The organism is Pseudarthrobacter chlorophenolicus A6 (genome assembly GCF_000022025.1).
In the GTDB taxonomy this organism is placed as follows: Bacteria; Actinomycetota; Actinomycetes; order Actinomycetales; family Micrococcaceae; genus Arthrobacter; species Arthrobacter chlorophenolicus.
The window spans coordinates 2,155,095-2,174,042 of the sequence record NC_011886.1 but is presented as its reverse complement, the minus strand read 5'-3'; the positions used below and the strand labels follow the sequence as shown (position 1 = coordinate 2,174,042).

At 65.2% G+C, this 18,948-nt stretch carries 19 protein-coding genes; 3 read left to right on the top strand and 16 right to left on the bottom strand.

What is annotated here, in order from left to right; all coding sequences use genetic code 11:
• Positions 1-57: 57 nt before the first annotated feature.
• The 11 genes from ACHL_RS09695 to ACHL_RS09645 all read right to left on the bottom strand — a co-directional run bounded on the left by ACHL_RS09695 (position 58) and on the right by ACHL_RS09645 (position 11,531).
• On the bottom strand, positions 58-453 hold the full coding sequence (locus ACHL_RS09695) for an FKBP-type peptidyl-prolyl cis-trans isomerase (protein WP_015937118.1): 396 nt from the start codon (positions 451-453) through the stop codon (positions 58-60).
• A gap of 74 nt (positions 454-527) precedes the next feature.
• Positions 528-1,496, bottom strand: coding sequence for an FKBP-type peptidyl-prolyl cis-trans isomerase (locus ACHL_RS09690; RefSeq protein ID WP_015937117.1), 969 nt, complete (start codon positions 1,494-1,496; stop codon positions 528-530).
• A gap of 112 nt (positions 1,497-1,608) precedes the next feature.
• A complete protein-coding gene (gene pafA, locus ACHL_RS09685; RefSeq protein WP_015937116.1) occupies positions 1,609-2,973 on the bottom strand; it encodes a Pup--protein ligase in 1,365 nt (454 codons plus the stop codon).
• Positions 2,974-2,981: 8 nt separating this feature from the next.
• Positions 2,982-3,692, bottom strand: a complete 711-nt coding sequence (prcA, locus tag ACHL_RS09680) for a proteasome subunit alpha (RefSeq protein ID WP_015937115.1) — start codon at positions 3,690-3,692, stop codon at positions 2,982-2,984.
• Between the two features lies 1 nt (position 3,693).
• The gene (prcB, locus tag ACHL_RS09675) at positions 3,694-4,515 is read right to left on the bottom strand and encodes a proteasome subunit beta (RefSeq protein WP_015937114.1); all 822 of its coding nucleotides are present in this window, start codon (positions 4,513-4,515) and stop codon (positions 3,694-3,696) included.
• Between the two features lie 82 nt (positions 4,516-4,597).
• Positions 4,598-4,801: a ubiquitin-like protein Pup gene (locus ACHL_RS09670; RefSeq protein ID WP_015937113.1), complete on the bottom strand. Its 204-nt coding sequence runs from the start codon at positions 4,799-4,801 to the stop codon at positions 4,598-4,600.
• Positions 4,802-4,889: 88 nt separating this feature from the next.
• Complete coding sequence (dop, locus tag ACHL_RS09665) at positions 4,890-6,563, bottom strand: depupylase/deamidase Dop (RefSeq protein ID WP_043793932.1); 1,674 nt, start codon at positions 6,561-6,563, stop codon at positions 4,890-4,892.
• Positions 6,560-8,311 carry a proteasome ATPase gene (gene arc, locus ACHL_RS09660; protein ID WP_015937111.1) on the bottom strand — a complete coding sequence of 584 codons (1,752 nt, stop codon included), beginning with the start codon at positions 8,309-8,311 and terminating at the stop codon, positions 6,560-6,562. Before arc ends, dop begins: the two co-directional genes overlap by 4 nt.
• Positions 8,312-8,393: 82 nt before the next feature.
• Positions 8,394-9,458 carry a tRNA (adenine-N1)-methyltransferase gene (locus ACHL_RS09655; protein WP_015937110.1) on the bottom strand — a complete coding sequence of 355 codons (1,065 nt, stop codon included), beginning with the start codon at positions 9,456-9,458 and terminating at the stop codon, positions 8,394-8,396.
• A gap of 145 nt (positions 9,459-9,603) precedes the next feature.
• A complete protein-coding gene (locus ACHL_RS09650; protein WP_015937109.1) occupies positions 9,604-10,767 on the bottom strand; it encodes a site-2 protease family protein in 1,164 nt (387 codons plus the stop codon).
• A 26-nt stretch (positions 10,768-10,793) separates the two neighbouring features.
• Positions 10,794-11,531 (bottom strand): HAD family hydrolase, encoded by a 738-nt coding sequence (locus ACHL_RS09645; protein ID WP_015937108.1) that lies wholly within the window; start codon positions 11,529-11,531, stop codon positions 10,794-10,796.
• 151 nt (positions 11,532-11,682) lie between these two features.
• On the opposite strand from ACHL_RS09645, the gene ACHL_RS09640 reads away from it, so the two are divergent.
• A complete protein-coding gene (locus ACHL_RS09640) occupies positions 11,683-12,588 on the top strand; it encodes a PAC2 family protein (protein WP_015937107.1) in 906 nt (301 codons plus the stop codon).
• 77 nt (positions 12,589-12,665) lie between these two features.
• Here the strand turns inward: ACHL_RS09640 and mshC are convergent, their stop codons facing one another.
• Together mshC and ACHL_RS09630 are read right to left on the bottom strand one after the other, a co-directional pair.
• Complete coding sequence (mshC, locus tag ACHL_RS09635; RefSeq protein ID WP_043793931.1) at positions 12,666-13,943, bottom strand: cysteine--1-D-myo-inosityl 2-amino-2-deoxy-alpha-D-glucopyranoside ligase; 1,278 nt, start codon at positions 13,941-13,943, stop codon at positions 12,666-12,668.
• A gap of 15 nt (positions 13,944-13,958) precedes the next feature.
• A complete protein-coding gene (locus tag ACHL_RS09630) occupies positions 13,959-14,792 on the bottom strand; it encodes an undecaprenyl-diphosphate phosphatase (protein WP_015937105.1) in 834 nt (277 codons plus the stop codon).
• 52 nt (positions 14,793-14,844) lie between these two features.
• Between ACHL_RS09630 and ACHL_RS09625 the strand changes: the two genes are divergently transcribed.
• Complete coding sequence (locus tag ACHL_RS09625; RefSeq protein WP_015937104.1) at positions 14,845-15,780, top strand: aldo/keto reductase; 936 nt, start codon at positions 14,845-14,847, stop codon at positions 15,778-15,780.
• Between the two features lie 18 nt (positions 15,781-15,798).
• Here the strand turns inward: ACHL_RS09625 and ACHL_RS09620 are convergent, their stop codons facing one another.
• A complete protein-coding gene (locus tag ACHL_RS09620) occupies positions 15,799-16,062 on the bottom strand; it encodes a hypothetical protein (RefSeq protein WP_015937103.1) in 264 nt (87 codons plus the stop codon).
• Positions 16,063-16,101: 39 nt separating this feature from the next.
• Here ACHL_RS09620 and ACHL_RS09615 point away from each other — a divergent pair, with 39 nt between their 5' ends.
• Positions 16,102-16,335: a DUF5703 family protein gene (locus ACHL_RS09615; RefSeq protein ID WP_015937102.1), complete on the top strand. Its 234-nt coding sequence runs from the start codon at positions 16,102-16,104 to the stop codon at positions 16,333-16,335.
• A gap of 18 nt (positions 16,336-16,353) precedes the next feature.
• Here the strand turns inward: ACHL_RS09615 and ACHL_RS09610 are convergent, their stop codons facing one another.
• Positions 16,354-17,514: an acyl-CoA dehydrogenase family protein gene (locus tag ACHL_RS09610; protein WP_015937101.1), complete on the bottom strand. Its 1,161-nt coding sequence runs from the start codon at positions 17,512-17,514 to the stop codon at positions 16,354-16,356.
• Between the two features lie 11 nt (positions 17,515-17,525).
• Positions 17,526-18,830 carry a M20/M25/M40 family metallo-hydrolase gene (locus tag ACHL_RS09605; protein WP_015937100.1) on the bottom strand — a complete coding sequence of 435 codons (1,305 nt, stop codon included), beginning with the start codon at positions 18,828-18,830 and terminating at the stop codon, positions 17,526-17,528.
• Positions 18,831-18,948: the final 118 nt, after the last annotated feature.

Sequence of the window (18,948 nt, the reverse complement as noted above, 5' to 3'; positions counted from 1 at the left end):
CCTGCGTGCTGCCGCGCTTCCGCATGGCGCGACGGCGCCGTGCGCCTGCGGCCCGGCCTAGCGGACTCCGACCAGGTCCACGACGAAGATGAGGGCCTCGTTGGGGGCAATCGCCCCGCCGGCGCCACGGGAACCGTAGGCCAGTTCGGAGGGGATTTCGAGGCGGCGGCGGCCGCCCACCTTCATGCCCAGCAGGCCCTGGTCCCATCCCTGGATTACCTGGCCCACGCCGACGCGGAAGTCCAGCGGCGCGCCGCGGCCCCAAGAGGCGTCGAACTCTTCACCCGTGGACCAGGCAACGCCCACGTAGTGGGTGGAGACTGTGTCTCCGGCTTTGGCTTCGCGGCCGTCACCCTCGATGAGGTCGGTGATCACGAGTTCGGTGGGGACATCGCCCTCGGGGAAGTCGATTTCAGGCTTGGTACGGTCAAAATCCCGCTGTCCAAATGACATGCTTGCTCCTTTGATCTGTGTGAGGATGCTGGTGCTGATTCCGCGGACTGGCCGCGGCCCGTCTGTAAGTGTGGCTACTTGGCGCCGAGGATGTCCACTACGAAGACAAGATCACCCTTGGCCTCGCCCTGTCCGGCGTCACCGTAGGCCAGGTCTTTGGGGATCACCAGGAGGACCCGGGAGCCCACCGTCTTGCCGGCGAGGCCCTGGGTCCAGCCCTTAATGACTTCGTTCAGGCCAAAGCTGGCCGGTTCGCCGCGGTCGAAGCTGGAGTCGAACTTGGTGCCGCCCACCAGGTTGACGCCCACGTAGTCGACCGTCAGGGTGTCAGTCTCCTTGACGGTGGCCCCGGTGCCCTTGATGAGGTCCTGGGAGACCAGTGCAGTGGGGGCTGCTGCGCCTTCAACGTTGATTTCCGGCTTGCCGTCTTTTTCCGTCACGGTGGGCAGGCCGGCCGGCGGGGTTACGGTTTCGCCCTGGGGCTTGTCCAGTACGGGAGTCGGGTCACCCGCGGAGAGCACCTTGATGATCAAAAGCTGGGTGGGGCTGGCCGGGGCGCTCGGCGTGGGGGTGGCTCCGGCTGACGGGCTGGGGCTGGCTGCGGGGGCGCTCTTCTGTCCCGGCACTGCCAGTGCAATGCTGGAGCCGACCTTGGCGCCTACGAAAGCGTTGTAGATGACGGCGCTGTTGGTTTTCAGGTCGTCGTTGAGCTCGAGGGGTTCGGGCTCGCCGGGGAAGGTGTCTTCCAGGGTGGAGCCGTCTGCACCGTTGAGGGCGAGGACCGAGATGTTCGCGATCTGGTTTGCCTTGACGGTGTCACCTGTACCCTCAGCGACAACCTTCACGGTGGGCTCAGCCACTTCGAACGGCTTGGGAAAGTCCACGCCCGGGGCCTTTTTGTCCCCGTTGTCGGTCAGCTTGAGGGTGTCGAACTTGGCAGTGTCGCCAGCGGACTGGCTGGTGGGTTCCGGCTCTGCGGTCGAGCCTCCGCAGGCGGTGAGCAGCAGCAGGCCGGGCAGGAGGATTGCTAGTAGTCGGCGCACGTAAAGAACTTTCGTCGGGGCAGGGTGGACGCGATGTTCCGCATGGCAGCGGACAGCATCGCTGCGGGCACCTTAAAAGGGCCTTATCCAGAATAGCCCGTGAAGCTGGGTGTCAGCCCATAGAGTCCAGGAGGGCATCAACCCGCTCGTCGACGCTCCTGAACGGGTCCTTGCACAGGATGGTCTGGTGTGCACGGTCGTTGAGTTTCAGGTGCACCCAGTCCACCGTGTAGTCACGGCCCAGCTCCTGGGCCCGGCGGACAAAGTCGCCGCGGAGCTTGGCCCGGGTGGTCTGCGGCGGTGCGTCAACGGCATCCTTGATCACTGTATCGTCCACCAGGCGGCGGACGGCTCCCCGGGACTGCAGGAGATAGTAAAGGCCCCGGCTTCGCGAGATGTCGTGGTAGGTCAGGTCCAGTTGGGCAATACGTGGCGCGTCCAGGCCCAGTCCGTGGCGTTCGCGGTAACTGTCCATGAGCTTCTTCTTGATAGCCCAGTCAATTTCAGTGTCGATGCTGCGCGTATCTCCGCTTTCGATGGCCTTGAGCGTGCGCTCCCACAGGTCGAGGATCAGCGGTACGTGGGGGTTGTGGGCACCATTTTCACGCACGAAGGCAGTGACTTTGGTCAGGTACTCCTGCTGGATTTCCAGTGCGGTCAGCTGGCGGCCGTTTGCCAGCCTGACCAGCGCGCGGCCGCTGAGGTCGTGGGAGATTTCGCGGATGCTGCGGATGGGATTTTCCATCCGCATGTCCCGCATGATGACCCCGGCTTCGATCATCCGCAGGACCAGGTCGACAGTGCCCACCTTCATCAGGGCGGTGGTCTCCGACATATTGGAATCTCCAACAATGACATGCAGCCGGCGGTAGAACTCGGCGTCGGCGTGCGGCTCGTCCCGGGTGTTGATGATGGGACGCGAACGGGTGGTGGCGGAGGATACGCCTTCCCAGATGTGGTCCGCCCGCTGGGAGAAAGCGTAAGTTGCCCCGTGCGGTGTCTTGAGGATCTTTCCGGCCCCGGCGATGAGCTGGCGGGTGACGAGGAACGGGATCAGGATTTCGGCGAGCCGGGAGAACTCTCCCCGCCTCGGGATCAGGTAGTTCTCGTGGCTGCCGTACGAGTTTCCGGCCGAGTCAGTATTGTTCTTGAACAGGTAGACAGTGCCGTTGAAGCCCTCGGCGGCGAGGCGGGCCTGCGCTTCGTCCACGAGGTCATCCAGGATGAGTTCGCCGGCCCGGTCATGTGCGATGAGCTGGGCAAGGTCGTCGCATTCGGCCGTGGCGTACTCGGGATGGGATCCGACGTCCAGGTAGAGCCGGGAACCGTTCGTGAGGAAGACGTTGGACGAACGGCCCCAGCTGACAACCTTGCGGAACAGGTAGCGGGCTACCTCTTCCGGGGCAAGAGGCCTCGAATCGGGGCTTGAATACGAGATTCCGAATTCTGTTTCGATGCCGAAGATTCTCTTGTCCATCTCTCCTCCTACGCCAGCAATGCAGTGATGTCTGCGTCGTTGAGCCTGCGGAAGGCACGGCGGGCGCCGCGGACTTCCTCTGAGTGCCGGTCAAGGACCGCCACTTCGATCGCACGCGCCGGGACCGGCTTGGCCGTTTCTTCCGTCTCGGGTGCCGGAGCGAGGCCGTTAAGTGCGAGGCGGACGGCGTCCGGGAAACCCAGTGAGGCCCGCCAGCCCTGGTCAATGGCAGAGGCGACGCGGTCTGCCTGGCCACCCATCACCACGAAACTGTGTTCGTCAGCGATGGAGCCGTCGAACGTCAGGCGGTATAAATGGTCCTCAGCCTGCGTGGCGCCTACTTCGGCCACCGCGAGTTCCACTTCGAACGGTTTCTGTTCGGCGGTGAACACGGCGCCAAGGCTTTGGGCGTACACGCTGGCAAGGCCGCGGGCGGTGACATCCTCGCGGTCGTACGAATAGCCGCGGACATCGGCATAACGCACGCCGGCCTGCCGCAGGCTTTCAAATTCGTTGTATTTGCCGACGGCGGCGAAAGCGATCTTGTCGTAGATCTCACCTATTTTGTGGAGCGACGGAGAGGGGTTCTCGGCCACCAGGGCGATGCCGTCTTCGCAGCTGATCACCACCACCGACTTTCCGCGCGCGATGCCCTTCCGTGCGAAGTCCGCACGGTCCTTCATCAGCTGTTCGGGAGAGACATAGAACTGCTGTGTCATGTCAGGCCTCCCGTCCGGCAATGGTGCGGGCCTCGATAACGTGCTGTGATGCAGCGGCGAGTTGTGGCTCCGCCACGCGTCGGGTGCCTGTGCTGTCCACCGTGTACACCACGGGCCAGAGCTTGCGCACAGTGTCCGGGCCTCCAGTGGCGGAGTCGTCATCTGCGGCGTCGAACAAGGCCTCGATGGCGACGGCCACGGCTTCTTCTGCGGAGAGGTTGGGGCGCCAAAGTTTCTTGAGGGCTCCACGGGCGAAGACCGACCCGGAACCCACCGTGTGGTGTTCGTGTTCCTCGTACCGGCCGCCGGTCACGTCGTACGAGAACAGCCTGCCGACACCGGCGCTGGTGTCGAAGCCGGCGAAAAGGGGTACCACAGCCAAGCCCTGCATGGCCAGGGGAAGGTTCCCGCGGATCATCGCCCCGAGCCTGTTTGCCTTGCCTTCAAGGCTGAGGAGGGTTCCCTCGATTTTTTCGTAGTGCTCCAGCTCCACCTGGAACAACCGGGTCAGGTCGATCGCGATGCCCGCGGTGCCCGCGATGCCCAGAACGGAGTACCGGTCGGCCGGGAACACTTTCTCGATGTGCCTGCTGGCAATGACGTTGCCCATGGTGGCCCGCCGGTCCCCCGCCATCAGCACGCCGCCGTTGTAGCTCATGGCCACGATGGTAGTGGCATGGGGAACCTGGAGCGGGGCGGCCGCCGTTGCGCTGCCCTGCCCCGAGCGGTTGAACGGCAGGAGCTCCGGCCGGTCGCGCTGAAGGTGTTCGGTGAATGACGAGGTGGCGTTCGCGGCTACCTTGTTGGCGGTTGATTCCTGCACTCATGCACTCCTAAAACGTGGTGTTCAACGTCGGTACAGATTCCGGCCGTCCGCGGCTTCCGCCACCATCCGGGGTCCGGGTTTACTGGCCGCCTTTTTGGACGAAGGCCCGGACGAATTCTTCGGCGTTCGATTCAAGGACACCGTCGATTTCGTCGAGCAGGTCGTCCACGCCTTCGGTCGATGCCGAGGCTTGCGCCTCGGGCGGTGCGGGCGGTGCCTCGGGAATGTCTTCGTCGACCTGGCTGTCGCGTGATTGCGGCTGCTGCTGCTCCTGGCCTGCCATTGCTATCCCTTTCCTTTTGTTGCCGGCGGATCCGGACGATCCACCAATATATGCCCATCCTGCCACGGCCCGGGGCGTCCCGCGCGGTTTACGCCGCAGGCGGAGCGGTGTTGTGTCCCAGCAGTTCACCGAGGAACGGACCGGCCTCGCGGAAGCGCTCAAAAAGGGCTCCTGTCAGGGCTTTTGTGCCGCGAAGGGGCTCGCGGGTAGGCACCCGCTGCAGCCGCCCGTAACCCGGAACATCGAAGATGACGGAGTCCCAGCTGGCCCCCACTACATCCTTGCCGAAGCTGCTGATGCACTTGCCGCGGAAGAACGCCCGGGTGTCAGCGGGCGGTTGCCCCACAGCTGCCGAGATTGCGGCGTCCTCCACCACGCGCTGCATCCGGTTCCGTGCCAGGAGCCGGTAGTAGAGGCCCTTCTCCGGCCGGATGTCGGCCCACTGGAGGTCCACCAGTCCCAGCCGGGCGTCATCCCATTCCAGGCCGTCACGCTGACGGTAACCGTCCAGGAGCGAAAGCTTGGCAAGCCATTCCACGGAGGTTGCCGCGGCCGCCCGGTTGCTGTCCAACTGTGTGAGGACTTCGGCCCAGCGTTCCAGGACCTCGTGGGTATGTCCGTCCCCGTCCACGGCGTCGCCCACGCCGGTGTCCTGGGCCAGTTTTGCCGCCGCTTCGTGGTACATCCACTGCAGATCGAGGGCGGTGACCCTCCGGCCGTCCACCAGCCGCACCGTGGCAGTCAGGGAGGTGTCGTGGCTGATTGCCTGCAGCGCCCGCACGGGCTCGTGGACTTCGACCTTCGGCGCCAGCCCGGCCTCGATGAGGCTCAGCACCATGGCAGTAGTTCCGAACTTAAGGTAGTTGGAGACCTGGCTGAGGTTGGCGTCGCCAATGATCACGTGGAGCCGGCGGTACTTATCCGCCGTCGCGTGCGGTTCATCACGGGTGTTGATAATCGGCCTGCGGATGGTTGTCTCCAGCCCCACCTCGGCTTCGAAGAAGTCCGCGCGCTGGCTGATCTGGTAACCCGCCGCCGAACTGTCCTGGCCGATGCCCAGGCGCCCGGCGCCGCATACGGCCTGGCGGCTCACAAAGAAAGGCGTCAGCCCGCGGACGATGTCGGCGAAAGGAACCGAACGTGGCATGAGGTAGTTCTCGTGGGACCCGTAGGACACCGATTTGTTGTCCGTGTTGTTCTTGTAAAGATTCACCGGCGGCAGGTCCGGGTCTGCGGCGAGCCGGCGGACCGCTGCCAGGGCAACGAGGTCCCCTGCAGCATCCCAGGCCACGGCGTCCCGGGGGTTGGTGACTTCGGGGCTGGAGTACTCGGGATGCGCGTGGTCCACGTAGAGGCGCGCTCCGTTGCCGAGGACCATGTTCATCAGGAGGGATCCGGACTCGTCCTGGCCATCGAGCTCCAGGTCCTCCCGTCCGTAGGCCAGCGCCACCGCTTCGGCGTCAAGGACGGGCGGCTGGTCGGTGAGCTGGCTTGGGTGGGCCGTTTCCCTGTCCACGGTCCATCCGCGGGCGTCATGAAGCGGTTCTTCATCCGTGTAATCCCAGCGGGTTTCCGCTCCGCCCGCCGCCCGCTGCCGGGTGACCTGGGCGTACGCCTGGACCACCCGGGCACTCATCATGGTGGCGTTGGCCGAGGGGGCGGTAGGAGCGTGGATCCCGTATTCGGTTTCCGCGCCCATGACCCGCATCGCGCCGCCGGCGGGCAGGCCTCCCCCGCCCGCCGGTTCCGGTGCAGCCGTCACAGATACTGTCCAGTGGTGGGGGTGGTTTCGATGGACTTCCCGGGTTCCTGCCCGGCCTTGCCCTGGACAATCGTCCGGATGTAGGTGATCCGTTCGCCCTTCTTGCCGGAGATCCGTGCCCAGTCATCAGGGTTGGTGGTGTTGGGCATGTCCTCGTGCTCGCGGAACTCATCGACCACGGCCCGCAGCAGGTGCTCGATGCGAAGCCCCCTCTGCTGGCTGGTGAGCAGGTCCTTGATGGCGTACTTCTTGGCACGGTCCACCACGTTCTGGACCACGGCGCCGGAGTTGAAGTCCTTGAAGTACAGCATCTCGGTGTCCCCGTTGGCGTAGGTCACCTCGAGGAACTCGTTGGACTTGTCCGTGGAGTACATGGCTTCCACGGTCCGCTGCACCATGGCATCCACCGTCGCTTGCACATCGCCGTTGTGCTCAGCAAGGTCGGACTCGTGGAACGGCAGGTCCGGAGTGATGTACTTGTTGAAGATGTCCGCAGCAGCTTCGGCGTCGGGGCGGTGGATCTTGACTTTGACGTCAAGGCGGCCGGGCCGGAGGATGGCGGGATCGATCATGTCCTCGCGGTTGGAGGCGCCGATCACTATCACGTTGTCCAGCCGTTCCACGCCGTCAATCTCGCTGAGCAGCTGCGGGACGATGGTGGTTTCGACGTCGGACGAGATGCCCGTGCCCCTGGTCCGGAACAGCGAATCCATTTCGTCGAAGAAGACCACCACGGGGCTGCCGTCCGAGGCCTTTTCACGGGCGCGGGCGAAGATCAGCCGGATGTGGCGTTCCGTTTCGCCCACGTACTTGTCGAGCAGTTCCGGGCCCTTGATGTTCAGGAAGTAGCTTTTCAGGTCCACGTTCCCGGAGCGCTCGGCGGCGCGGGCGGCTAGAGAGTTGGCCACCGCCTTGGCGATGAGGGTCTTGCCGCAGCCCGGGGGGCCGTAGAGGAGGATACCCTTGGGTGCTTTCAGCCCGTGTTCACGGTATAGGTCAGGGTGCAGGAACGGCAGTTCCACGGCGTCGCGGATTTGTTCGATTTGCGGGCCCAGGCCGCCAATGTCCTCGTAGGTGATGTCCGGAACTTCTTCGAGGACGAGGTTCTCGACCTCGGAGCGCGGCACCTTCTCGAGTGCGTACCCTGTCCGTGAATCGATGGACAGGGCATCGCCCACGCGGAGCTTCTGTGCGAGCAGGGCACCCGAGAGCCGGACCACGCGTTCTTCGTCGGCCCGGCCCACCACGAGTGCCCGGTCGGCTCCGAGCATTTCCTTAAGCGTGGCGAGCTCACCGGCGCGTTCGTAGCCGAGGCCTGCCACGATCAGCAGGGCCTCGTTCAGCAGGACCTCCTGACCCACGGTGAGCTGGTTGATGTTCACCAAGGGGCTGAGACCTACTCGCATCTTCCGGCCAGCGTTGAAGATGTCCGCAGATTCCTCCGTGGCTGCCTGCCCGCTGTTGCCCGGGGCCGGTTGCCGCCGCGGGTTCAGCTGCAGGATGGTGCCAAAGCTGTAAGGTGGCTGCCCTTCCTGGTCCAGCGCGTTCTTCAGGCGGAGGATTTCCGCCTTCGCTGTTTCAAGCATGCTGACCAGCTTGGTGTTGTTCTGCGTTGCCGCAGCCAACTGGCGGTCAATGTGCCTGAGTTTGTCCCGGAGGATGTTGACCTGGCGGTCGGCAACCGAGAGGTCATTGGCGGCAGATTGCTCTGTCGGTGTACGTCCGGAGTCCTGGTTCGGTGTCTCCATGATGCATCAGCCCCTTCCTGCTCTTCTCTTAAGACATTAGTCCCAAGAGGGCAGCTAGGGATGGAGACTCCCGAAATGTGGACTAGTTCGTGACCTCGGGGGTGTCCTTGACGTTTGTTCCGGCAATCGCATCGCGGGCGGCGCGGCGAAGTTTCTTGTCCGACACGGCCCGCTCGCCCACGGCCCCCGGGGTCCAGGCGTTGACGTCCTCTTCGTTGAATTCGGTCTTCGACGGCCGGCGCTTGACGGAGATGCCGGTGACGCCGTCGGCGAGCCTCCGGGTGACAAGGAGGAACCCGGTGTGGGCCACCATCCGGTGGTCCGGGCGTACGGCAAGGCCTTCGAGGTGCCAGCCGCGGACCATCGATTCCCAGGCGTCCGGTTCGGTGAACCGGCCGTCTGCGCGGATGGCTTCCGCGGTGCGGGAGAGTTGGGTGACGGTGGCGACGTAGTTGATCCAGACACCGCCGGGGGCGAGCACAGTGGCGACGGCGTCAAGGCATTCCCAGGGTGCCAGCATGTCCAGGACCACACGGTCCACGGAACCGGGAGCTTCGCTGCGGACCACCTCTTCCTGGAAGTCGCCCAAGGAAATCTGCCAGGCAGGGTGCGGGCCGCCGAAGATCGTCTCCACGTTTCCGCGGGCGATGTCAGCGAATTCCTCCCGGCGTTCGAAGGAGTGCAGGTAGCCCTGGTCCCCTACGGCGCGGAGCAGGGAGATGGACAGTGCACCTGAGCCGACGCCGGCTTCAACGACGCGCGCGCCGGGGAAGATGTCCGCCATGGTGACGATCTGCCCGGCATCCTTGGGGTAGACGACGGCAGCGCCGCGAGGCATGGACAGGACAAAGTCTGACAGCAGGGGGCGCAGTGTCTGGTATTGCTGGCCCACGTTGTTCACCACAACGGAACCGTCCACCTTGCCGATGATGTCGTCGTGGTTGAGGAAGCCCCGGTGGGTGTGGAAGGCTCCGCCGCGTTCGAGGGTGACGGTGTTCATCCGGCCCCGCTCGTCGGTCAGCTGGACGCGTTCGCCTTCCCGGAAGGGGCCGCGGCGCCGGGCGGCTCCGACGGGCTGCGAACCGCTGGCTGCGCCACCGGCCCCGGCTGCTGCTGTGGCGTCGTTGACGGCAGTTTCGCTGCTCATGATGTTCCTCACTCCTGTAAACCTGTGGTGCCTGCGCATGTCTGCCCTGGGCCTGCCTGGTGATTGCGTCGGCGGCACGGCGCACCGGCAGGTAACTCTACCGGTTCCGGCGGCTTCCCTGCTTGCGGGAGGGCCGCTAGGTTGCTTATCCCCGGCGGGTGCGCCGGTTCTTGCCGGTGATGGCGGCGAGGACCGCGTCCTGCGAGAGCAGTCCGGTCACCACCCCGTTGTGGTCAACGACGGCATAGTGTTTGCCCTCAACCTGGGCCAGGAACTGGATGAGTTCCTGCCCCTTCGACCATTCGGGGACGTAGGCGCCGGGGGCCAGTGCGAAAGAGACGGCGGTGACCGGAGTGGCTCCTGCTGCTGCTTCTGGAACGGATGCCAGGGCGGCCGGATCAACAACCCCTTGCGGCCGGCCGTCGGGGCCGCAGACCACCATCGACTTGTGGGCCGCCGCGCCGTAGCCCGGGAGGTCCCGGACAGAAGCGGTGGCAGGCACTGCGATGGCTGGAGTGGAAAGGCCCGCGGCCGTTACCAGCGGCAGGCGGGCCCGGAGGGTGCCTTGCTGGATGGAGGCCGAGGCTCCCATCCACAGGAATCCGCAAACAAGGACGGTGATCATCACGAGGCTGAAATCGGGATCACTACCGGAAAGGAACGGCAGGAGGATGAACCACCCCACCAGCGCCACGACGATGATGCGGCCGGCCCAGCCTGCGGCCACAGTTCCTTTCGCCTGGCTGCCGGTTGCTTTCCAGACGGCCGACTCGACCAGGCGGCCGCCGTCCAGGGGAAGGCCCGGGAGGACGTTGAACACGCCGATGAGGAAGTTCGCCCACATGAAGATATTGGTCAGGATTTCCGCGACGCTGCCCAGGGGCATGGTGGTGAGTACCAGCCAGGCACCGGCAGCAAGAATGAAGTTGGCGGCCGGTCCCGCCAGCGCCACCAGGACCGACCGGCCCGGAGACGCGGTGAAGCTCTCGAACTGTGTATGGCCGCCCCAGAGATTCAAGACGATTTTCTGCGTGGGCCAGCCGTAGACCTTGGCCGTGAGTGCGTGGGCGAGTTCATGGACAAGCACGGAGATCAGCAAAAGCACCGCATATGCGAACGCGACAATGTAGGCGCTTGTACCCAGCGCGGGGTTGTTCCTGTGCAGCACCGGCCCGTACACAATGACCGTAAACGCGGCGATGATGAACCAGGAGTACGCGAGAACCACCGGCACACCGGCGATCCGGCCCAAAGGGATCCCTTCTCGGCGGCCAGGCGCCGCGGCTTCCGGGGTTGCAGGTTCGCGCATGCCGGGTTCCCCGGGTGCCGGCGCGGTCACGGCGTTGTCCCGACGGCGGTCGCGGGCCCGTCAGCAGGGCTTGACGTGTCCGCCGCAGCGAGGAGTTCCTCAAGGTCTGTGCGGGACCGTCCGGACAGCGTGTCCCACAGGGTGTAATGGGAGTGCTCGGGCAACGGGACGATGTGCGGAATGGCCACGGTAGTGACGCCGGACGCAACGGCCGCGGCCACGCCTGGGGCCGAATCCTCCAGCGCCACGCAGTGTCCCAGGTGCAGGTGCGGATCCGTTTCGCGAAGCCGTTCGACGGCGGTCAGGTACGCCTCCGGGTGAGGCTTGCCACGGCTGACGGTATCGCCGGTGACGAGGATTTCGAAATACGGACGGGGAAGGCTGTCCACCACCTGGCGGGCCAACGGCCCCTCGGACATGGTGACCAGGGCGCACCTGATACCGGCGAGGTGGAGCTCTTCGAGGAGTTCACGGGCACCGGGCCGCCACGGCACCTCCCGCCGTACGCTGCTGACGACCTCGGCGGTGAGGTGGTCGATGATCTCCCGGACACTGAGCGCCACGCCGGCCTTCTGCAGGAGGCCGGCGGAGAAGGACAAGGACTGCCCCACCAGCTGCATGGCCTGTTCGTGGGACCACGTGCCACCGTGGGCTTCCACCAGCGCGTGCTCGGCGGCAATCCAGTATGGCTCCGTGTCCACAATGGTTCCGTCCATGTCCCAGAGGACGGCTTTGAGCGGTGATTCGGAGCCTGGAAGTTGCATGTCCCAAGTCTAAGGGGACATGCTGGGCGGTCCCTGGGGGCTACGCCCTTGGCGAATACTGGGCCGTTAAGGCCTGTGATGGCTGGTGGTTGCCGAGGTTGCGGCGCTTCATTCCCTGCACGCGCGCACTCCTTGGACGTAGGGTGATGGAATGAATAGCTTCGAGGGAGACACCGCCGATACGGGTGCCGGACCCGAGAGGGAACGGTTCCTGCAGCCAGTTGCCGGGGGGCAGCGCGTCACGGTGATGCTGGCCGCCTTTGAAGGCTGGAACGATGCCGGGGAGGCCGCAAGCGACTCGCTGCGCTACCTCAACAAACTGTGGGGCGGCAAAAAAGTTGCGTCCATCGACGCAGACGAATATTACGACTTCCAGTTCACCCGTCCCACGGTGCGCAGGAACGCGGCGGGGGAACGGAAGATCAAATGGCCTTCCACCCGGATCTACAAAGCCAGTGCGCCCAATTCCAATGTGGACGTCATTTTTGTCCAGGGCACAGAGCCGTCCTACAAGTGGCGGGCGTACACGGCCGAGCTGCTGGTGCACGCCGAAGCCTTGAACGTGGACTACGTGGTGCTGGTGGGCGCGTTGCTGGCCGATGTTCCGCACAGCCGGCCCATACCGGTGAGCACGTCCTCGGATGATGCTCCGCTGCGGGAGCGCATGAACCTTGAGGCATCGCAGTATGAAGGGCCTGTAGGCATCGTCGGCGTCCTGTCGGAAGTGGCACTGCTGGCCGGGCTCCCCACCGTCTCCCTGTGGGCCGCCGTTCCGCATTATGTGGCCCAAGCGCCGTCCCCCAAAGCCCAGCTGGCTCTTTTGCACCGCATCGAGGAACTGCTCCAGGTGCCGCTGGACACCCACGAGCTGGCCGAGGAAGCGGACGCCTGGGAGCGCGGCGTGGATGAACTGGCCACCGAGGACCCGGAGATCGCGGCGTATGTCCGCCAGCTGGAAGAGGCCAAGGACACTGCCGACCTTCCGGAGGCCACCGGCGAATCAATCGCCCGGGAATTCGAGCGCTACCTGAAGCGGCGGGGCCAGGACAGGCCCTGACAATTAACGTAGAAAGGGCCCCTGCCGGAAATACTTCCGGCAGGGGCCCTTTTACGCAATCTACAGCGGGTGGAATCCTAAAGACGGACCCCGAGGAGGGCGTCGACGGCGTCCCTCACCAAAGCCTGGTCCGGGGCACTGGCCGGAGCACCGCCGTCGTTCGCCTGCCGTGCCCAGCGGGACACCGCCGCGACGGCCGCGGGTGCGTCCAGGTCGGCCGCCAACGCTGCACGCATCTCTTCCACCAAGGCAGCGGCGGACCCCTGCGGGGCATGATCGAGGGCACGGCGCCAGGCGGCCAGGTCTGCCTTGGCTGCGGCGAATCCCTCGTCGGTCCAGGACCAGTCCGACCGGTAATGGTGGGCCAGGATCGCCAGGCGGATGGCCGCGGGATTCTCCCCCGCCGCACGGAGCTTGGACACGAGTACCAGGTTGCCCTTGGACTTGCTCATCTTCTCGCCGTCGAGCCCCACCATGCCGGCGTGCGCGTAATGCCTGGCGAGGGGCACCCCGGCCAGCGAATAGGCGTGCCCGGCACCCATCTCGTGGTGCGGGAAGATCAGGTCCGAGCCGCCGCCCTGGACGGTGAAAGGTGCAGGCAGGTACTTCTGCGCAATCACGGTGCACTCGATGTGCCACCCGGGGCGGCCGTCCCCCAGGCTGGCGCCGGGCCAGCTGGGTTCGCCGTCCCGCGCCACCCGCCACAGCAGGGGATCCAGCGCCTGCCGCTTGCCGGACCGGCCGGGGTCCCCGCCGCGTTCGGCAAAGAGTTCGAGCATTTCGCTTTCGGACAGTCCCGAGATGGAACCCAGGCTCCACGCATCGGGGGCGACGGACTGCTTTCCGGCGGCTTCGACGTCGTAATAGACATCTCCGTCAGGCTCGCCGTTGGTTCCCGGAACTGTGTACGCCAGGCCCTGGCTGACCAGCCGTTCCACCTGCGGCACGATGAGGCTGATGGACTCCACAGCGCCCACGTAGTGGTCCGGTGACAGGACGTTCAGGGCTTCCATATCGGTCTGGAACAGATCGATCTGGCTCTGCGCGAGGTCACGCCAGTCGACGTTGGTGGCCGTTGCGCGCTCCAGGAGCGGATCATCCACGTCCGTAACATTCTGGACATAGTCCACGTCCTTGCCGGCGTCCCGCCAGGCGCGGTTGAGAAGGTCGAAGGCAACATAGCTGGCCGCATGGCCCATATGGGTGGCGTCATAGGGCGTGATGCCGCAGACGTACATCGACGGCCGGTCCCCGGACTCCAGCAGCACCTCGTGGCCTGCTGCGGTGTCGAACAAGCGGATGGCAGGCATGGTGCCGGGCAGGGTTGGAACGGGGCGGGAAGTCCAGGATTTCACAGACCAAGCCTAGTGCTAGGCGCTGATGACGCCGAAACCGAGGAGCAGGTACAGGGCCAGGCCCAGGAAGATCCGGTACCAGACGAACAGCCGGTAGCTGCGGGTGGACACGAACTTCAGGAACCAGCCAATGATGACGTAGCCCACCACGAACGCGATGACGGTGGCCAGCGCCGTTTCGGGCAATCCGTAGGGGCCCGTGATCCCGTCCTTGGAGACCACCTTGTAGAGCTGGTACAGGCCGCTGCCAAAGACGGCAGGGATGGCCAGGAGGAAGGAGTACCGGGCGGCCGCTTCACGGGTGTAGCCCATGAGGAGGCCGGCGGTGATGGTGCCGCCGGAGCGGGACACGCCGGGAATGAGGGCCATTGCCTGGGCAAACCCGTACAGGATGCCGTGCTTGTAGGTCAGCTGGGTGAGGTCCCGTTCCTGCTTTCCCACGGCGTCGGCCACGGCGAGGATCAGGCCGAAGACGATCAGCATGGTGGCCACGATCCACATGCTGCGCAGCACCGATTCGATCTGGTCCTGGAACAGCAGCCCAAGGACGATGATGGGAAGGCTTCCGAGGATGACCAGCCACCCCATCCGGGCGTCCGGGTCCTGCCGGGACACCTTTCCGGCCAACGAACCGGCCCAGGCCTTGACGATGCGGACAATGTCCCGCCAGAAGTAGACAACCACGGCCGTTTCGGTGCCCAGTTGGGTGATGGCCGTGAACGCTGCTCCGGGGTCTTCTGCGTTGGGCAGGAATTGCCCCACGATCCGCAGGTGCGCGCTTGATGAAATCGGTAGAAATTCGGTCAGTCCCTGCACAAGGCCCAGCAGGGCCACCTCAAACCAGTTCACGCTAAGACCCTACGGCATGGGCATGGGTGCATCTGCCCGTAAGCTTGCTGCTATGCAGCAGCGTTACGTCGGCAACAGTGGATTGCGGGTTTCAGCCTTATCGCTCGGCACCATGACGTGGGGCGGGGAAACCGACGAACAGGACGCCTCGGAGCTGCTGAAGACCTTCCTTAACTCCGGCGGCCGGCACGTGGACACGGCGGCCTCGTACGCCGAGGGCCGGTCCGAAGCGATGCTGGGTTCACTGCTGGGCGACGTCGTCTCCCGGACCGGGCTCACTATTTCCACCAAAGCGGGGATGACGACGCCGGATGGCCGGCGCGGCATCGACACGTCCAGGAATGCGATGCTCACGGGCCTTGACGCGAGCTTAGCCCGGTTGGGTACCGATTACGTGGACATCTGGTTCGCCGAGGCCTGGGACGGGAACGTCCCGCTGGAGGAGACACTGTCCGCCCTGGAGTTTGCGGTCCGCAGCGGCCGCGCCCGGTATGCCGGCATTTCCAATTACACCGGGTGGCAGGCGGCCAAGGCAGCAGTCCTGGCAGGCTTCCCCCTCGTTGCGGCGCAGGCTGAGTACTCTTTCCTGCACCGCGGCCCCGAGGCCGAACTCATACCGGCCATCGAAGACGCCGGGATGGGCCTGATGGCCTGCGCTCCCCTGAGCCGGGGCGTGCTCACAGGGAAATACCGGGGCAGCATTCCGTCGGGTTCGCGCGGTGCGTCGGCAACCGGCTCGGCCTCCATTGAGCCGTACCTGGCAGAAAGGCCGTCCCGCACCGTGGAAGCAGTGTGCACAGCCGCGAAGGGCCTGGGCCGGACACCGCAGGACGTCGCGCTGGGATGGCTGCTGGCGCAACACGGAGTTGCCACCGCGGTGGTGGGTCCCCGGACCCCTGTCCAGCTCAAGGAGATCCTCGAAGCCCAGCTGTCTCCGCTGCCGCCTGAAATTGCGCGGGCACTGGAAGACGTGTCCGCCGCGCCATAAGTAAGGCCGCGCCTTCCGCTACTCTTCGACGATCTCCAGGTCCTCGTCATCCACGTCGCTGTCTTCGTCTTCGTCGTCCTCGTCGTCGAAGACCTGAAGCGGGGTCACTTCGTTGTAGGCCTCGTAGAGGGCGTCTTCATAAACTTCGAATGCATCTGCCACGGCAAAAAAGGCTGCCTCCACGGAGGGGTCACCGTCTCCGCGGCGGTTCGATGCTGCTATAAGGTGTTCTTCCAAAGCGGTGGTCAGGGACGAAAGCGCGACACGCGGATCGATGCTCATGACTTCACGTTAGCGGGAAAAGGACGAAAATGGAGAGCAATGAAGGAACAATTTCTCACCAGCTCGGTCCAGCGGGAACGGGACTATTTGAGGCAGTACGAGTACCTCGTACTGACGGTAAGTCCCAACGAGTCCCTGCCTGAGGCGCGCCGCCGCCTGGTGGAACACTCTGAATACGGCAAGTGGGAACTGGAGCGCAGCAAGCTCTACATGGGCGGCGGCCGGCGTTTCTGGCTCCGCCGGCGGGTCATGCAGGTCCAGAGGACCGTCTAGGGCCCGGCCCTGGGCGGGCTAGCTGTCCAGCGGACCCAGCCACGCGTTAGCCACCGTATTGTGCGCGGACTCGTCGTCGGACGGATGGAACATCCCGGCCAGCACGTCCCGGTAGAGGCGCTCCAGCTCGGACCCGCGGAAGTAGCTGGACCCGCCGCTGACCCGGATGGCCAGGTCCACCACCCGCCGGGCGGTTTCCGTGGCATTCACCTTCAGCCCCACGAGCTTCGGGAACCACTGTGGCCCGTGCTCAGCCAGGGCATCTACGTCCGCTGCGACTGAGGCCAACTGCGGATACAGGTTGTCCATCGCCATGGCGGCGTCCGCCACCTTCCAGCGGATGTCCGGATCCTGCGCGTAGCTGCGGCCGCCGTTCTTGAAAGACGTGCGGCGCTTGGCGTTTTCCACGCCGAGGGTCAGCGCCCGCTCCCCCAAACCGGCGTAGACGGCTGCCAGCAGCGTCTCAAAGCAGGCGAAGATGGCGAAGATGAGCGGGTCCGCGTTGGGGCCAACCGGCAGCTTCCGGAAGATCCGGTCCGCCGGTACTTCCACGCCGTCCAGGACTGTGGTGGCGGATTGGCTGGCCCGCATGCCCAGCGTGTCCCAGTCGTCCAGGATCCGGTACCCCTCCGCCGCGCGGGTGATGAAGCCGTGAACCAGTTCCCCCGCACCGTCCCGCGCCGCCGCGTCCTTACCGAAGATCCCCAGCCGTGTCCACGCGGGCGAGAGGCTGGTGAAAATCTTGGTGCCCTCGAACCTGTAGCCTCCGCCGGGCAGGGGCTCAGCGACGGTCCGGGAGTCGAACAGCACCGAGTCATTGCCCGCCTCGGAGTTTCCGAACGCGAAGACCTCGCCCTGGGCTGCCTCGTCCAGGACGAAGTCCAGGGAGTGGTCGCCGCGGGCTTTCAGGACGTGGGCGACGCCGGTCCACACCAGGTGCATATTTGTGGCCAGGGCGGTGGCCGGCGCTGCCGTTGCCAGCCTGCGCTGGCACTGCGCCGCCGCCGCGAGGCCCAGGCCCAGGCCGCCGTCGTCCGCGGGCACGAAGAGCTTGAGGTACCCAGCCTCCGCGAGGTCCCGCAGGTCCTCGTGGAAGAATCCGTTGTTCCTGTCATAGTCCGCGGCACGCCCGCGGATCTTCTCCAGGAGCGGTTGCGGCAGCACGTCCTCGGGGGTCATGGGATTTCCTGTCAGTAATTGGTGATCAGGGTATTCAGGACGCGGGTACCAAACTTCAGCGATTCAGCGGGGACGCGTTCGTCTACGCCGTGGAACATGCCGGTGAAGTCGAGGTCGTCCGGAAGCATCAGGGGCGCGAAGCCGTAGCCGGTGATGCCGAGCCTGCTGAGGGACTTGTTGTCGGTGCCGCCGGAAAGCGTGTAGGGCAGGACCTTGGCTCCCGGATCTTCGGAGTGGAGTGCATCGATCATGGAGTCCACCAGGTTGCCCGCAAACGGGACTTCGAGGGACACATCGTTGTGGACGTAGCTGACGTCCACGCCGTTGCCCGCAAGGTCGCGGACGATCTCCAGGACCTGCTGCTCCTGGCCCGGCAACGTCCGGCAGTCAATGAGGGCCTCGGCGGACTCCGGGATGACGTTGTGCTTGTAGCCGCCTTTGAGGAGCGTGGGGTTGGTGGTGTTCTGGAGCGTCGCCCCAACGAACCGGGCCACGGTGCCCAACTGGTCCAGGAGCAGGTCCGGATTGTCGGCGTCGAACTCGACGCCGGTGAGCTCGGTGACGCCGTCGAGGAACTGGCGGGTAGTGGGCGTCAGCTCGATGGGCCACTTGTATTCGCCGATGCGGGTCACTGCAGCGGCCAGGCGGGTCACCGCGTTGTCCGTGTTGATCTGCGAACCGTGCCCTGCCCGGCCGTGGGCAACGAGCCGGAGCCAGGAGATCCCCTTCTCGGCAGTCTGCAGGAGGTAGGTGCGCTGGCCGCCGATGGTTGCCGAGAACCCGCCCACTTCGGAGATGGCCTCCGTGGCGCCTTCGAACAACTCAGGGCGGTTCTCCACTGCGTACCGTGCGCCGAGTGCGCCGCCGGCCTCCTCGTCCGCGAAGAAGGCGAAGATGATGTCCCGCTTGGGCTTCGTGCCCGTGCGCGCAAAACTGCGCAGGACGGAAAGGATCATGGCGTCCATGTCCTTCATGTCGACGGCGCCGCGGCCCCAGATCAACCCGTCCTTCAGTTCGGCCCCGAACGGGTCCACGGACCATTGGTCGCGGAGGGCCGGCACCACATCGAGGTGGCCGTGGACCACGAGCGCGCTGGCAGTCGGGTCTTCGCCGGCCATGCGCGTGACCACGTTGGCCCGGCCAGGCTCGGATTCGAAGAGTTCGGCATCCAGCCCGACTTCCTCAATGAGCCCTGCAACGTACTCTGCCGCCGCCCGTTCACCGGGCCCTGAACCGTCTCCGTAGTTGGACGTGTCAATGCGGATAAGTTCCTGGCAGATCCGGACAACTTCATCCTCGGGCAGGACGTCAGGCATGAGGGCTCCTCGCTGGGTTAATCGGCTGGTTTGCACACGCGAAAGCGTTGCCCTCAGCCTACCCAGTTGGCCCGATTCGTTGTTCCCGGAAAGTCATGTTAGAGTTTTTCTCGCTGCT